A 14,944-nucleotide genomic window follows, 5' to 3' on the forward strand; every position below is an offset into this window, starting at 1 on the left:
CTGACGCCTACTTGGCGTGTTCGCCCTTCCCGGTCTCCTTGTTCTCCTCGGGAAGGGCGTTGGTCATCCCAGGAAGGAAGTCGCTGAACAGGTCGTGGACTTCGCGGACGAGCGGGCGCAGCACCCGGAAGCGGGCCAGGGTGACCCCGCGGGCGGTGAGCCGGGCGCCGCGTCCGGCGAGCCGGTAGGTGCGCTCCCGGCCCTCCGTACGGTCGTAGATCCAGTACATGACCATGCCCATCTGGGACAGCCACATCAACTCGGGCAGTACGTCCCGGAGTTCCTCCGGCACCTTGGCCTTGGACCCGGCGAGTACTTCCCTGTGCACCTCGATGGCCTGCGTGCGCGCGTGCTCCGACTCGGCGGAGAACGGGCTGAGGGGACTGTTCGGGTCGGCGGCGGTCTTGAAGAACTGCACGGCGAACTCGTGGTAGGGAGCGGCCACATCGAGCCAGGCCCGATGCACCCCGGCGAGCCGCGCCTCCAACTCGGTCTCCCGGTCGAGGACTTCCCGAGCGGCCACCTGGTACTCACGGGCCAGCTGGTCGTAGAAGCCCTGGATCAGGTGCTCCTTGCCGGCGAAGTAGTAGTAGGCGTTGCCGACGGAGACCCCGGCCTCCTGAGCGATGGCCCGCATGGTCGTCTTCTCGTACCCGCGCTCCTTGAACAGCCGCATGGCCGTCTCCAGGATCAGCGCACGGGTCTGCTCGCTCTTGGCGGGAGTGCGGGCGGACGACTCAGGGGACTCGGGCGGCTCGGGGCTGTCTTTCGCTGCTGCTGACACGGAAGGGAGCCTAACCAGTGGAGCAGGCGCCGCTGTCACAGCCGGGCGGGCTGTGGATCCACCCGAGACTGGGATCGTACGACCATCCGTCGGGCCGCCGGTACACCCGCCGACCGCGCCTGTGGTCACCCCCTTGCGCCCCGCGCCACTTGGCGGCGGCCAGGGCGGCGGCCTTGGCGACCCGGGCGCCGGCCGGTGTACTGAGCCGATGGGCGAGCGCCCGGTGCTCCCGCAGTGCCCAGAGCACGACGACCCAGGCACCGGCGCCCCGGTAGACCTGCCCCGAATCCCCGACGACGGTGATGTCGGAGAGGGTGGCGGAGTGGTCGAGGGTGGGGAAGAGCACCCGCGCCCGCTCGGACCCGGCCGCCACCAGCACCAACGGCACGAGCTGAGACTGCCGCGTGAGCCACTCCCGCACGAAGGTGCACAGCTCGCAGTCGGCGTCGTACAGGACGGTGAGCCGGCGGACCGGCACGCCCCCCGTGGCGTGCCGGTCCGCGCGGGCGGTGGTGTCCCCCGACCCCACCACGTTCATGTGGCTCATGGTGGTCACGCCCCGGCGGTGGGGGCGACCCACCCCTGCGGCGCGACGGGCGGCACCTGCTCCCGCTCCATGACACCCCGCCGCCGGATCTTGCTGAGCACGAACACGTTGGCGAGGTGCATGACACCGAGGACGAGCAGCACGACCCCGAGCTTGGTGGAGAGGGCCTCGAAGACCTCCCGAGTGCTGCCGATGTCCCCGTCACCGCTCAGATAGAGGGCGACGAACCCGAGGTTGACGAGATAGAACCCGACCACGAGCAGATGGTTGACGGCGTCGGCGAGCTTCTCGTTCCCACGCAGCACATCGGCGAGAAAGATCCGCCCGTTGCTGCTGAGAGTCCGCGCGACCCAGACGGTCAGCGCGACGCTGACCAGCAGATAGATGACGTATGCGACGACTGTGAGGTCCATGTCTCTTCGTCCTTGTCCCCGTGTCCGTTGCACGATCCGAACGACTTGAACGCGTTCAAAAGTGCTTACGGGGAGACTGTAGACCTGTTTTTGAACGCGTTCAAGTCACGTTCGATGCGATCCGAACGATCCGCACATCCGTTCCGTGAGTGGGTACCTCGTTCAGGTGGCGCCTTGGCGGTCGGTGCTGGGTACGCTGAACGGGCAGGCGAGACTCCGTCGCATGGGAGCACTGATGAGCGCCGTATCCGAGGACGAGCTCAACGAAGAGCCGGCGTACCGCTGGCCGATCCCGCCCGCCGAGGGCTGGACCGCGGACGACCTCGACCGGATTCCGGACCTCCCGCCGCACACGGAGTTGATCGACGGGAGTCTCGTCTTCATGAGTGCTCAGACCCGGTTTCACAGTCGCACGATGCGTCTGTTGGACAACGCCCTGCTGGACCAGGCGCCAGCGCACTTGGACGTCGACCGGGAAATGGCAGTCAAGCTGGACCAGAAGAATCGACCGGAGCCCGACATCGTCGTTTTTCCGACGACGGCGGTCACTGGTCCGAACCAGACCTGGTACAAGCCCGAGGACGTCGTCCTTGCTGTTGAGGTCGTTTCCGCCGATTCCCGCGAGCGCGACCGCGAGGTCAAGCCCCGCAAGTACGCGGCGGCCGGGGTGGCGCATTTCTGGCGCGTCGAGCAGGACGGAGACAAAGGGCTCCCGGTCGTTTACGTCTATGAACTCGACCCGGCCACCCAGGCCTACGGCCTCACCGGCATTTTCCACGACCGTCTGAAGGTGACCGTGCCCTTCGACATCGACATCGACCTGACTGCGATCAACCGTCGGTGACCTGGTTCATGACCGCGCGAGTTCCGGCCGCTTCCGGTAGTCCGTGAACCCGATGACATTGCCCCACGGATCGGCGATCTCGACGGTCCAGCCCGTGGCGACGGAGAGCGGGACGTCGAGCGGGGTGATGCCGGCCGTGGTCAGGGCGCGGAACGCCGCCTTCGCGTCCGGTACCTCCACCCAGACCCTGGGGGAGGCCCACGGGGGCGCTCGATGGCCGAGCGCCTCCTCGACGCGCAGCAGCAGGCCGGGGGTCTCGGCGCCGACCTTCAGTACGGCGATCCCGGCCTCGTCGAGCCGGGCGGTGATGCCGAACCCGGCACGCTCGTAGAAGGCGACCGCCTCGGCGAGGTCACCGACTGGCAACAGCACGTTGTCGAAACCGAGCAGTTCGTACGACTCGTCATCTGACATGGCGTCAGGTTAACGGGATGGTCGGCGGAATCTCTGGAGGCGTGTGCGGTGATCGGCGTGCGGTGAGTCAGGGCGCGCGATGATCAGGGCGTCCGCTTCGACTGGCCGGCGTCGAGGATCTCCGTCACGTTGAGGGTGACCTTGGCGCCGATGGAGTCGGGGAGGGTGACGAGTTCGCCGGGGGCGTGGATGCGGTGGGTGGTGTACGTGTCGTCCTTGGGATCCGTGAGGACGTGGAGGCGCTCGTGCTCGCGGTCGACCACGACATAGACGGGAACGTCGGCGTCCGCGTAGGCGTCGCTCTTGGTCTGGAGGTCGGTCCTCCAGTGGCTGGACGTCACCTCCAGGACCAGTCGGAAGGCCACGGAGTCATAGCAGTTGCGCTCGATGTGGTGGTCGTGGATGTCGGCGTCGACGACACAGAGGTCGGGGGTGGCGAAGCCTCCTGGCCCGTCAGGGAGCCAGATGCTGACGTTCTGAACAACTTTGGTTTCGTCGCAGTGGAGCCCGGCCGCGGCGAAAGGGAGAACAAGGCCGGTCAGGACGAGCGCGTGGGACGCTTCCGGGGAGGGGGCCATGAGGATCTGGCCACCGATGATCTCGACGCGGTAGCCCGGATAACTGGCCATGATCTTGTCGGCCGCGTTCAGCAACGACGGCTCGTCGATGCGAGGCTGCTCGACAGCTGTTGCGGACATCAGTGCCTCCTGCTGGAGCCGGTATCGAGAGCCCATCATCGTGGGCCGGACGGGATACCGGTGTCCCCTTCACACCGAGTCACCCGGTCGTGTGTCGGCACGCCAGAGGGCCCCGTCTCCTGCGGAAACGGGGCCCTCGACGACGTACTCGCGGCACGTCAGCCGGTTATCCGACGGCGATCCGGTTCTGCCACCAGGGCGCCGCGCCGATGATCTCCTTGCCGGATCCGGCGACCACACTGGTCCTGCCACCCGAGTAGACCCGCACAGTGCCGTCGGAGCGTACGGCCCAGATGTCGGGGACGGCGTCGCCGTTGACGTCGGGCGTGCCCATCAGGTGCAGCATGTTGGTGTTGCCCCAGCCTGCCGAGCCGTACTCGGTGTCGGTGCCTTCCTTGCCCAGAGAGAGCAGGTCGACCCCGCCGCTGGCGGCGGCGACACCCTTGCGGAGCCACAGTTTGCCCGTGCTGTTGTCCCGGAGGATGAGGTCGGTGATGCCGTCACCGCTGACATCCCGGGCGATGACGATGTCCCGGTTGGTCCAGCCTGATGTCGAGAGCCGGGTCGCCCCGTCGACGGTCGCCCCGTGGTAGCCGGTGAAGGCCCACAGTTCGGCTCCGATGGTGCCGATGAAGTCGGTGTGCCCGAATTCGGTGGCGAAGCCCGCGGACACGATCTGAGTCAGGGTCGACGGGCTCGGCGCGCCCTCCGGCAGCAGGATCTCGCGGCGCTTGTCGATGTTGACGGCGCCGTACCCGTCGCCCGGGTAGACCCACAGCTTCGCGCCGAGGCGCACGACGAGGTCCTGGAGGCCGTCGCCGCCGTAGATGTCGCCGTTGTGGGTGATCAGGGCGCCCTTGAAGTGGCCGTCGGGCGCCTGGACGAACGGCGGTAGGTCATCGCCGTTGGGGTCCTTGTCCGGGTTGTCCCGGTAGCCGCCTGGCATCGAGTAGTCAACGAGGTCGCCGGTGCCCTGGGTGAGGTCGGTGGCGGTGGCCTGCGAGGGATACAGCCCCAGGTTGCCGGCCCCGGTGACGACCATCATGTCGGCGAGCTTGTCACCGGTGAAGTCTCCGGGCGCGTCGGCCTGGTCGCGTGGTGTGACGTAGAAGAGGTACTTCGTCGGATCGGAGACGTTGCCCGCGCCGTCGACCGTGCGGATGTACAGCACGTTCGGGCCGGCGGCCGGGGGCTTGGCGTTCGCGAGGGTCGCACTGACGGTGACGGCGGTGCCGGCCGTGCGGTTGAGGGTGAACGCGTAGCTGGGCGAGTTGAACCCGTACTCGTACCGCACCACGTCCGTGTCGAGGGCGCGCACGGTGAAGGTGCCGGGTGTGCCGAACTTCTTGGTGCTCCAGTTCGCGTCCTCGGCGCTGTTGCCGAAGCCGTTCTCATTGCCGTCGGCGTTGGGGAAGTCCGTGGAGCTGACCTTGGGCGGTTTGGGCGCCGAGAGGTCGAGAATGAAACGGCACGGCGTCTTGGCCGGTGAGAAGCTGGACGAAGTGCCCGCGTCGTCGAAGGCCCGTACCCGCCAGGAGTAGAGGGTGCCGTTGGTCAGTCTGCTGGTCGGGAAGGCGCTGGTGGTGCGCAGAGCCGTCTCTTTGTCGGCTCCGGCGGACACCGTGCCCGTGGAGCCGAGCATGTCGCCCGTGGTGCCCCACTTGCCGTGCGGCCAGAGGTCGAAGTCGAGGTAGTCGAGGTTCTTGTCCTTGTCGGACGCCCTGGCGGTGAAGGTCAGACTGCCGGCGCCCATACGGACGTACGGCTTGGTGGTGGTGCACTTGGCATCGGGGCCGAGGTCGAGGCGGTCAGGACCAGTCGGCCTGCGGTTGTAGACGAGCTCCAGCACAGGCGCGAAGTCGCCGTTGGCCTGGAACTTCTTCCAGGAGTACTGCGAGTGCTCGTCGCTCGCGCGCATGCCGAAGGTGATGGTGTCGTCGCCCTTGTCGGCACGCTGCTGTGCCGCTTTGCGCACGTCGAACGTCTCGAACGCGTCCCGGCAACCGGACTTGTAACCGTGCGCGAAGCTCTTGGTCGCGAACTTGTTGCCGTCGTGCAGTCGGGGCGCGTTCTTCCAGTTGGTGCGGGAGTTGATCTCGCCGGTGAGGTGCACGCTCATCGAACGGGCGCTGCACGACCAGGAGTACGTCTCCAGCAGGCGCAACTTCGCGCTCTCGATCTTCGTCCCCTTCAAGTCCTTGTCGAAAGCGATGTTGAAGTACGAGCGGGAGGTGCCCCAGGTGTCGGACTCGAAGCCGACGCGGGCCTCGTGCGTACCGCCCTTGTTGAAGCCCTTGCCGTTGTAGAAGGTCGCGTTGGGGTGACGGCTGTAGGCCGTGGTCCAGTTCTGGGTGTGCTTCTTCACCGACGGGTCCACGAAGACCGGATAGGTGGTGGCCGGGTCGGCGAGGAAGTCCTGGTCTGGGGTGAGCAGCCAGTTCGCCCCGGACAGGTCGGCCTCGACCAGCTCACCGCGTGAGTCGGGAGACGGACCGTCGAGGGACGGCAGGCTGAGCGTGGCGGCCGAGCCGGTCTGTGAGGGGGCGGGGGTCGGCTCGGCGGGCGCGGACGGCAGCGGGGACTCCGACAGAGTCGGTGCGGGGCCGTCGGAGGCCGACGGCAGGTCCTCCGGGTCCGCGTCCGTCTGCTCGTCCGACTCGACCAGTTCTTCCTCGGTCGCACTCGCGCTGTCGCTGGGCGTGGCGCCGGTCCCGTCGGTGGGCACGGGGGACTCGGACGCGGTCGGCTGCGAGGTGGCACCCACACCGCCGTCCGTGACGGCCGGCACCCCGCTGCTGTCCCACATCAGCGGGGTGGGCGACATGGCGACTTCGGTGGAGTAGGCGTTCTCGGCGGTGAGGATGCCGGTGATCGGATCCAGGCGGAAGGTCAGGTCCGGGGCGCTGATGCCGTACGAGAGCTGCTGGACGTGGGGATCAGCGGCGGCCTGCCGGTTCTTCAGCACGACGAGCTGGGCGAAGCCGTCGTCCTCGGCGGTGAGGACCAGGTCGGCTCCGGGGAAGATCTCCGGGTACAGGGCCCGGGAGCCGTCGATGATGGGGGTGGGGACGGTGCCCGGCCAGGTGAGCTGGATGTCGTAGCCGCCGTCAACGGTCAGGGTGACCAGGGGAGTCGCGGTCTCGTCGGCCGCTGCCGTGGTCGCGTTCTTGACTCCCTTGAGCAGCGAGACCCGGCGGACGGTCGTGCGCGAGGAGCGTTCCTGCCCACGAGCCTCAGCGCTGTCGGAACCGGCCGAGAACACGATCCGCGCGTTGGTGGCCTCGGGCTCCCAGCCGGCCTCGGTGCGGCGGAGGTCGTAGTCGATGGGCTTCCACTCGCCCCCGACCTTGGCCCGGATCGGCGAGGCGTACAACTTCTTGGCCATACGGCCGTCGGGCCGCGCCCAGGTGCTGGAGCGCGCCGTGCGCAGCGCGGTGACCTCGACAGGCTTCCCGGTCTTCGCGGCGCGCGTGATCGCCGTGGCCTCGGTGACCGGCTTCGCGTTCCGGCCGCGGTCCGCCTCGCCGACGGAGTCGGCATCGTCCAGGCCGAGACCCACGAAGACGACGCCGGTGGCGGCGAGGGCCGCGGCGAGCACGGCGGCAGTGGTCCGACTTCCGGGCATACGACGCCAGTTGCGCGTGCTGCGCGGGTTGCGCGTCATCGGGCGAGTTCCCCTTCCCCCCTTGGAACCGGGCGTGTGACAGAGCGCGCCCGGGCTCGCCGATGATGGCCCATGCATCGGCTGTCGTCACGCTCCGCGAATGCGGGTGCGGATTGAGCAGATCAATCGCCGGGCCCGTATGGGTGATTGGCTCCCCCGCCGACAACTGCCGTGCGGCGAGACATCCGTGACGCCAAACCATCATGAAACGCCTCCAACTTCCCCGATTCGAGTGGCATTTATAAAGGGAAGTTAAGAATTGCGTAGTAGATCGCAAAGAGGCGACGCATTCCGTTACCTCGGATAGATCGCACTTCACCCATCACCAACCGCTACAAGGCGTTACATACCGTGGTGATCATCACAACCGCACAGGTGATCTAGCGAAACACCACAGAACCGTCACAGAATCTGCGACATCTGTTACGCCATCACGCGTGGTCCGCACCCTGGTCCCGCTTCACGTGGTCCGGGGGGATCTCGTCGTGTTCGGTCGCTTTTCACCTGCCCGCCGTCGCCGTGCGCGCCACATGCGCAGACTGCGCACGGTCGTCGTACCCGCCATCGGGGCAGTCCTGCTGGTGGGTCTCCTGCCCGCTCAGTCGCTGGCGGTGCCGCCCGACCCGACCATCGCCCCAGAAGGCCGTGAAACGCTGGAGTTGGAGACGCTCGAAGAGGAGGAGCCCGTCACGGGCAACGTCTTCGAACGGGACCTGGAGACCCTGAAGGTCGACATCCCCGAGGATCTGGAACAGGCTCCGACGGGCACGGCGGTAGTCCCGCCCGCCGACACCGGGACAGTCACCTTCGGTGCGGCGGCGAGCGCCACCGCGGCGCAGGCCGTGGCACGCGTGGGTGCGACCGCCCAGCAGGTCGATCTCGCCCCGGTCGAGGACCTGCCCGTCAGCCTAGGGCAGGCGCCCGATCAGGCGGCGCCCACCGGAACCTGGCAGGTCAAGGTCTTCGACCGTGCCGCCGCCGTCTCCCAGGGCGTTGACGGTGCCGTCGTCACCGTCCAAGCCCCGGCGACCGGCTCCGTCCCGCTCTCGGTCAAGCTCGACTACACCAAGTTCAAGAACCTCTACGGTGCTGACTGGGCCTCCCGCCTGCGCTTCGTGCAGTTCCCCGAGTGCTACCTGACGACCCCGGACGTCGAGGCATGCCAGGAGTACGAGGAACTGGAGACGGCCAACGACACGAAGGCCCAGTCCATCACGGCCACGGTCGACACCGCGGCGGACGGCACCGTCACCCAGGCCGCAGCTGAGGAAACAAGCCCTGACGGACCGTCAATAGCGCAGGTTTCCTACCGGAGTTCGGCGACCCAGGCCGCCGCCGGCGGCGACACCGCGGTCATCGGGGCGGTCGACTCCGGTGGCGGCGCGGGAGGTTCGTTCAAGGCCACGCCGCTCGCCTCCAACGGCAAGTGGGAGGCCGGAGGTTCCTCGGGCGCGTTCACTTGGTCGTACCCGCTGACGATCCCGGCGGCCCCCGCGGGCCCGGCGCCCAACATCGCCTTCACCTACAACTCCCAGACGGTGGACGGCCGTACAGCGGTCTCCTCGCCCCAGGCCTCCTGGATCGGCGAGGGCTGGGACTTCGACCCCGGCCACATCGAGCGCCGCTACCGCGCCTGCCAGGACGACCGCAAGACGCTGAACTCCGGTACGCCCAACAACACGGCCAAGAAGGACAAGACGTCCGACCTGTGCTGGGTGTCGTACAACGCGGTGATGTCGTTGATGGGCAAGACCACGGAACTGGTCCGGGACGCGGCCTCCGGCAGCAACCCCGAGACCGACACCGAGATCTACCGCCCCATGCAGGACGACGGCACCCGAGTCGAGCGCCGTACCGGCGGCAGCAACGACGACAACAACGGCGAGTACTGGATTGTCACGACCACGGACGGCACGAAGTACTACTACGGCCTCAACGCGGTCGGCGGCGGCCACGCGAACACCAACTCCGTCTCCACCGTCCCCGTCTTCGGCAACCACCCCGCCGAGCCCTGCCACGCCACAGCCTTCGCCGACTCCCGCTGCGGCGCGGGCAAGCAGCAGGCCTGGCGCTGGGGCCTGGACAAGGTCGTCGACGTGCACGGCAACGCCCTGGTCGTCAACTGGGCGCAGGAGACGAACTACTACGCGGTAAAGAAGAAGTTCACGACCCCCGAGCAGTACGACCGTTTCGCCTACCCGACGACGATCGAGTACGGCATGCGCGCCGACCTGACGAAGCCGTCCGCGACGGTCGACTTCGGGGTCAAGCAGCGCTGCCTCAAGTCGGAGGCGGACTGCACCTCCGCCAACTTCGCCAAGACCGCTGACCCGGGTGCGTACCGCCCCTGGTGGGACACCCCCGGCAACCTCAACTGCAAGTCCACGTCGAAGCTGTGCCCCGCCTTCCCGTCCTTCTGGACGCAGCTGCGCTTGGACACGGTGACGACGAAGGCGGCCCGTGCCGGCCAGACCGGCCTGGGCAAGGTGGACACGTACGAGCTCCACCAGTCCTTCCCGGAGGACTGGTACGACACGTCCCCTGGCCTCTGGCTGAACTCGATCACCCGCCGAGGCTTCGCCCCCGGCGACACCACCGGCACCCTCCAGTCCGAGGCCGGCATCAGCTTCGCCCAGTACACGGTGGGTTCGACCTCGCCCCTGCACGGCCGTCTGAAGGACCGCCAGCTTCCGAACCTGGTCTCCAGCGGCTCGAACGACCAGCGTCCCGGTTTCACCCGGCCCCGCATCGGCACGGTCGCCACGGAGTACGGCGGCGACATCGAGGTTGAGTACGAGGGCGGTTGCGGGAGCGAGCCGGCCACGGACAAGGGCAAGGACAACGGCACCTGCTACCCGGTCCGTTGGTCCCCGGACGGCGACGAGAAGACGCCCGCGAAGGCGTGGTTCAACAAGTACGTGGTCCACTCCGTGACGGAGACGGACAAGGTCACGTCCCACGGCAAGCCGGTCCATACCAGGTACACCTACACGGACCCGGCCTGGTCCAAGGCGGACGACGAGTTCACGCGCCCCGCCCTGCGCACGTTCAGCGACTGGCGAGGCTACCGCCAGGTCGCGGCCACCAAGGGGAGCAGGTCGACTTCCCAGATCGGGGATCCGCAGTCCCAGTCGTACGGGGTGACCAGGTACTTCCAGGGCACCGGAGGCGAGGTCAAGGACTCCACCAGTACGTACACGCTCCTCGCGGACGACGCACGGCAGTACGCGGGGATGACGGCGGAGACCATCACGTACGCGAGCTCCGACAAGCGGGTCCTGAAGCGCACTCTGAACTACCCCTGGTCGAAGCAGACCGCGTCCCGCCCACGGGAGGCCGAGACCGGAGTGGACATGGACCCGCTGCTCGCCCACCGCAGCGGCATCAAGCGCACGGACGCCATCCAGACGGTCGGGAACAAGACGCAGCCGACCAGCACGGACTGGCAGGCGGTACGAACGCTGACGTCGGTCGAGGATACGTACGGGCTGCCTGTCCAGGTGGAGACGGCGGTGGTCAAGCCCAACGGAACTGCCGAGACCTTGTCCGAACGGACTTGCTCCAAGACTTTCTACGTTCATAGCACATCCGCCTGGCTGATCGGCCTGGCCAAGGAGCGCCGCACTACCGCCACGCCATGCTCGGGCTACGACACGGCTGACCCTGCCACTCAGCTGATCAGTTCGGTACAGGCCGACTACGACGACTTGGCCCACGGAGCGACTCCGACCCAAGGCATGCCTACCTCGGTGGCTGAGATCGATGGAACCGGGACAACCCACTCGGTCATCACAAAGAACACCTACGACCCACTGGGGCGGCTCCGCACCGTGACCAGCCCGGGTGTGGGCACCAGTGAGACCCAGTACACCCCTGCTGATGCGGGTGGTCCCGTTACGCAGATCAAGACGATCAATGCCAAGGATCACGCAACAACCATGGCCTTCGACCCGGGGCGGGGCCTGGCGCTCAAGGTCACCGACCCCAACGGCCATGTCACGCGGAATGAGTACGACGCTCTCGGACGTCTGGTGAAGGGCTGGTCGACGGCACGATCTGCAGGGACACAGACACCGGATGTCGAGATCGAGTACCAGGCGGCGATCGCGACGTCCGAGACGACACGCCCCGCCACGATCACGACCAGCACGTTGAAGGACGACGGTTCCTACAGCCGCCAGGTGACGATCTACGACGGTCTGATGCGTCAGGTCCAGACCCAGTCCGAGGCTCACGGCCCAGGCCGGATCGTCACAGACATCACCTATAACGACCATGGCCTGCCCGACGAGCAGACGGGCGCCTACCTCGCCAAGGGCGAACCGGCCGCTGCACTCTTCGCCCCCAAGTCCAAGACGCTGGTCCCCAGTTGGGTGAAGCTGCGCTATGACGGCCTGGAGCGTACGGTCCGCCAGTCGACGTACCACGACGGCAACTTCAAGTACGGGACATACACGACGCACGGCGACACCAGCACCTACGTCGACCCGCCCGGACTGACCGCACCGACGTACAAAACGTTCACCGACGCGCTCGGCCGCGTCACCTCCATCCAGCAGTTCACCAAGACGAACTCCAGCCAATGGCGCACGACTTCGTACGGGTACGACGCCCGGGGTAACCGCGATGAGGTCACCGACCCGGCGGGCAACGCCTGGACCTACACGTACGATGCCCGCGGCAGGGTCATGTCCACCACCGACCCGGATACAGGCACCACCCGCACTGAGTACGACGAGGCGGACCGAACCAAGAAGCTGACCAACGCCCGCCAGCAGACGGCGTACATGGAGTACGACGTCCTGAGTCGAATCACCAAGATCCGTGAGGGCTCCGAAACCGCCACGCCTGTTAAGGAGTTCACCTACGACTCCCTGCCCGGTGGGCTCGGTCAGCAGGCATCCTCGACTCGACGCACTGAGAACGGTAGTTACATAAACCGCGTCACTGGCTACGACGTGGGTTACCGGCCAACCGGCCACGAGACGGTCGTTCCTCCCAGCAGCATGACGACGGGACTGGCCGGCACTTACGCGTATTCGTTCAGCTACACCCCCACGGGGAAACTGTCGTCGGTGACGCTGCCAGCGGTGGGCGGGCTGCCGAGGGAGAAGGTGGTCACCCGTTACAATGGCGACGGTCTGGCGGAGTCGACGTCTGGTCTGGCCTGGTACACGTCGGATGTGACCTACTCGCCGTACGGTGAGCCCCTGCGTACGGTGTCCGGGGCGCAGCCCTACCGTGTCTGGACGACGAACTTCGTCGACCCGCACACCGGCCGTCTCCAGCGCACGATCGCGGACCGGGAGACCACGGGCCCGCACCGCATCACGGACGCCGCCTACTCCTACGATGCCTCCGGCACGATCACGTCCAACGCTCGCCTGATGCAGGACTCTTTGGGCGAGACCTGGGACACCCAGTGCTACACATACGACGCGCTGGGCGAGCTGGTCAATGCCTGGACGTCAAACATTAGGCCCGACGGAACGACCGGCATCGGCTGCAAGTCGGCGGGCGGCACGACTTGGGGCCCCCGCGACGACTACGCGCTGTCGTCGGGCCCGGTGGCGGACGCCCCCGACGCGTTGGCGGACACGTCGAACCCGGACGCCTCGCTGACCTCGACTCTGGCCGCGGCGGCTCCGGCCGAGGGCACGGTCGCCACGGGCGGCGCGTCCTACCGTCAGTCGTTCACCTTCGACTGGCTCGGCAACCGGGCCACCCTGACGGAGCACGACCCGGCGGACGCGAGCAAGACCGTTACCTTCCAGTACGGCTACGGCCACGACGGGGGCAAGCAGCCACACACGTTGGGCTATATCGCCTCCAACCCGACAGGCCAGGGCAGCAGTTACCAGTACGACGCGACGGGCAACACCACCGTCCGTGACCTCGCTTCCACGACCCAGGATCTGACCTGGACGTCCGAGAACAGGCTTGACACGATCACGGACGATGGCAAGAAGACGACCTACGTCTACGACGCCGACGGCAACCGCGTCCTGGAGAACTCCCCATCGGGCTCGACGCTCCATCTGGGCGAGACCGAGGTGACGACGGACTCCACCGGCACGATCACACGAGCCTCCCGTTCCTATGGCCACCCAGGTGCCCCGACGGTGGTTCGCACGACGAGCAACGGCGCGACGACGGGCCACAAGTTGAACGTGCTTCTCGCGGATCATCTGGGGACGGCGAACACGTCGGTGGAGTTGTCGAGCGGCCAGGCGGTCACGAGGCGGGCATTCAAGCCGTACGGCGAGGTACGGGGCGTCCAGCCGACTGCGTGGCCCAACAAGCGCAGCTACCTGGGTGTCGGCATCGACGACGCGGCGACTGGCCTGACGCACATCGGGGCTCGGGAGTATGACCAGAAAACGGGGCGCTTCCTCTCGGCCGACCCGATCATCGATCTCGCGGACCCGCTCCAGATGAACGGATACGCGTATGCCAACAACAGTCCTGTCAGCAAGAGCGACCCCACGGGACTGATACTTGCCTGCGGTTCCGGCTTCGGTGACGGGTGTCCCACTGCCGATCAGAACGGCGATGGAAAAGTCGACAGTAAGTCAGGTGGGGGTGGTGGTGGCAGTAAGTCAGGTGGGAGTGGTGGCAATACCACCGGGGTCGAACGCAACGGAGGTGAGACGAACCTCAGGAATTGCATGTCGATGCAGAAATCAGCGCATGACGCTGCCGTTTGCAATACCGGGTTCGCCGCTGCGAGCTGGGCGCAGACGAATGGCATCGAGGGATACGTGACGGTTGGCGTCGGCGACGGGTCGAATGATGCCAACCTGATTCCGGGTGGTGCCGCCGACGGCTCAGGGAGCAAGGGGTATGCGGATGTGATCTTCTGGGCGAAGGGAGAGGTCTACATCTGGGAGGTGAAGCCGTACGCCAGCAAGTCCGCGACAAAGTCCAAGGAACACCAGTACGCGTTCGTGAAGGGTCCGGTGCAGCTTGCGCGCTATGTCAACAAGCTGGAGGAGCTATTGGAGGGGCAGGGGGACGATCGAGACGTTGCCGCGGGCCCGGCGCTAGCCTCCGGGAGTTTCATGTACGGGGCGAACAAGAAGGGCCGAGTGTGGTCCGACCAGGACTACCAAGGGATGCGCTACTACGGGACCGACAGCGACAGGAGGAAGCAGCGGTCGGCAGTTCCGAGTCCCACGCCAGGGGCCAGCCCGAACGCGGAGGCTATCCCTCGCTCGTCGAGCCAGCCGACTGCCGGCCCTTCGCCGTCAACCACGGGTTTCTACGAGACACTTCCGCCGGGACAGGGATCGTTCTGGGGAACGGAGACTGGTCAGGCTCTGTCTGCACTTGGGGGCTTTGTGCTGATGACGCCAGCGGGCCATGGCATCGGCGCTGGGGCCACGATTCTCTACGAACTCGCAGCTTAGGACGTTCTGATGGCTCTTGGTCTGCCGCCGGGCGCCTCGGGAGGAGCCGCCTCGTGAAGACGGGCATACTCGCAAGGGTCGCTGTACCAGCTGAGAGGCGGCTGCAAGAACTGCCTGAATCGCATCAGAGGTGTCCATTGGCAAATGGATCGAGTGTGTGCTGACGGCATA

8 protein-coding genes are annotated in these 14,944 nt (G+C 66.9%); 2 read left to right on the top strand and 6 right to left on the bottom strand.

Annotated features, from left to right (window positions below; genetic code table 11):
* Positions 1–7: 7 nt before the first annotated feature.
* From ACWDR4_RS00090 to ACWDR4_RS00100, 3 genes are read right to left on the bottom strand one after another with little or no spacing between them, the layout of a single operon-like run.
* The gene (locus ACWDR4_RS00090; RefSeq protein WP_450401838.1) at positions 8–784 is read right to left on the bottom strand and encodes a TetR family transcriptional regulator; all 777 of its coding nucleotides are present in this window, start codon (positions 782–784) and stop codon (positions 8–10) included.
* Between the two features lie 10 nt (positions 785–794).
* On the bottom strand, positions 795–1,322 hold the full coding sequence (locus ACWDR4_RS00095; RefSeq protein WP_450402491.1) for a thiol-disulfide oxidoreductase DCC family protein: 528 nt from the start codon (positions 1,320–1,322) through the stop codon (positions 795–797).
* Between the two features lie 14 nt (positions 1,323–1,336).
* Entirely contained in the window at positions 1,337–1,744 is a 408-nt protein-coding gene (locus ACWDR4_RS00100; protein WP_235475356.1) for a hypothetical protein, read from the bottom strand.
* 235 nt (positions 1,745–1,979) lie between these two features.
* Here ACWDR4_RS00100 and ACWDR4_RS00105 point away from each other — a divergent pair, with 235 nt between their 5' ends.
* Positions 1,980–2,588: a Uma2 family endonuclease gene (locus tag ACWDR4_RS00105; protein WP_450402494.1), complete on the top strand. Its 609-nt coding sequence runs from the start codon at positions 1,980–1,982 to the stop codon at positions 2,586–2,588.
* 6 nt (positions 2,589–2,594) lie between these two features.
* Here ACWDR4_RS00105 and ACWDR4_RS00110 read toward each other — a convergent pair whose 3' ends face one another.
* From ACWDR4_RS00110 to ACWDR4_RS00120, 3 genes are all read right to left on the bottom strand, one after another.
* Positions 2,595–3,002, bottom strand: a complete 408-nt coding sequence (locus ACWDR4_RS00110; protein WP_450401840.1) for a VOC family protein — start codon at positions 3,000–3,002, stop codon at positions 2,595–2,597.
* Positions 3,003–3,085: 83 nt separating this feature from the next.
* Entirely contained in the window at positions 3,086–3,700 is a 615-nt protein-coding gene (locus ACWDR4_RS00115) for a Uma2 family endonuclease (RefSeq protein WP_450401843.1), read from the bottom strand.
* A 166-nt stretch (positions 3,701–3,866) separates the two neighbouring features.
* On the bottom strand, positions 3,867–7,364 hold the full coding sequence (locus ACWDR4_RS00120) for a DNRLRE domain-containing protein (protein WP_450401846.1): 3,498 nt from the start codon (positions 7,362–7,364) through the stop codon (positions 3,867–3,869).
* A gap of 530 nt (positions 7,365–7,894) precedes the next feature.
* Between ACWDR4_RS00120 and ACWDR4_RS00125 the strand changes: the two genes are divergently transcribed.
* Complete coding sequence (locus ACWDR4_RS00125; protein ID WP_450401848.1) at positions 7,895–14,773, top strand: RHS repeat-associated core domain-containing protein; 6,879 nt, start codon at positions 7,895–7,897, stop codon at positions 14,771–14,773.
* Positions 14,774–14,944 lie beyond the last annotated feature (171 nt).

It is taken from the genome of Streptomyces sp. NPDC000878, from assembly GCF_053599695.1.

Excerpts from the sequence above, each read along its gene's own strand:
- ACWDR4_RS00095 (WP_450402491.1), bottom strand. The coding sequence starts at position 1,322 with ATGAACGTGGTGGGGTCGGGGGACACCACCGCCCGCGCGGACCGGCAC.
- ACWDR4_RS00100 (WP_235475356.1), bottom strand. The coding sequence starts at position 1,744 with ATGGACCTCACAGTCGTCGCATACGTCATCTATCTGCTGGTCAGCGTC.
- ACWDR4_RS00105 (WP_450402494.1), top strand. The coding sequence starts at position 1,980 with ATGAGCGCCGTATCCGAGGACGAGCTCAACGAAGAGCCGGCGTACCGC.
- ACWDR4_RS00110 (WP_450401840.1), bottom strand. The coding sequence starts at position 3,002 with ATGTCAGATGACGAGTCGTACGAACTGCTCGGTTTCGACAACGTGCTG.
- ACWDR4_RS00115 (WP_450401843.1), bottom strand. The coding sequence starts at position 3,700 with ATGTCCGCAACAGCTGTCGAGCAGCCTCGCATCGACGAGCCGTCGTTG.
- ACWDR4_RS00120 (WP_450401846.1), bottom strand. The coding sequence starts at position 7,364 with ATGACGCGCAACCCGCGCAGCACGCGCAACTGGCGTCGTATGCCCGGA.
- ACWDR4_RS00125 (WP_450401848.1), top strand. The coding sequence starts at position 7,895 with ATGCGCAGACTGCGCACGGTCGTCGTACCCGCCATCGGGGCAGTCCTG.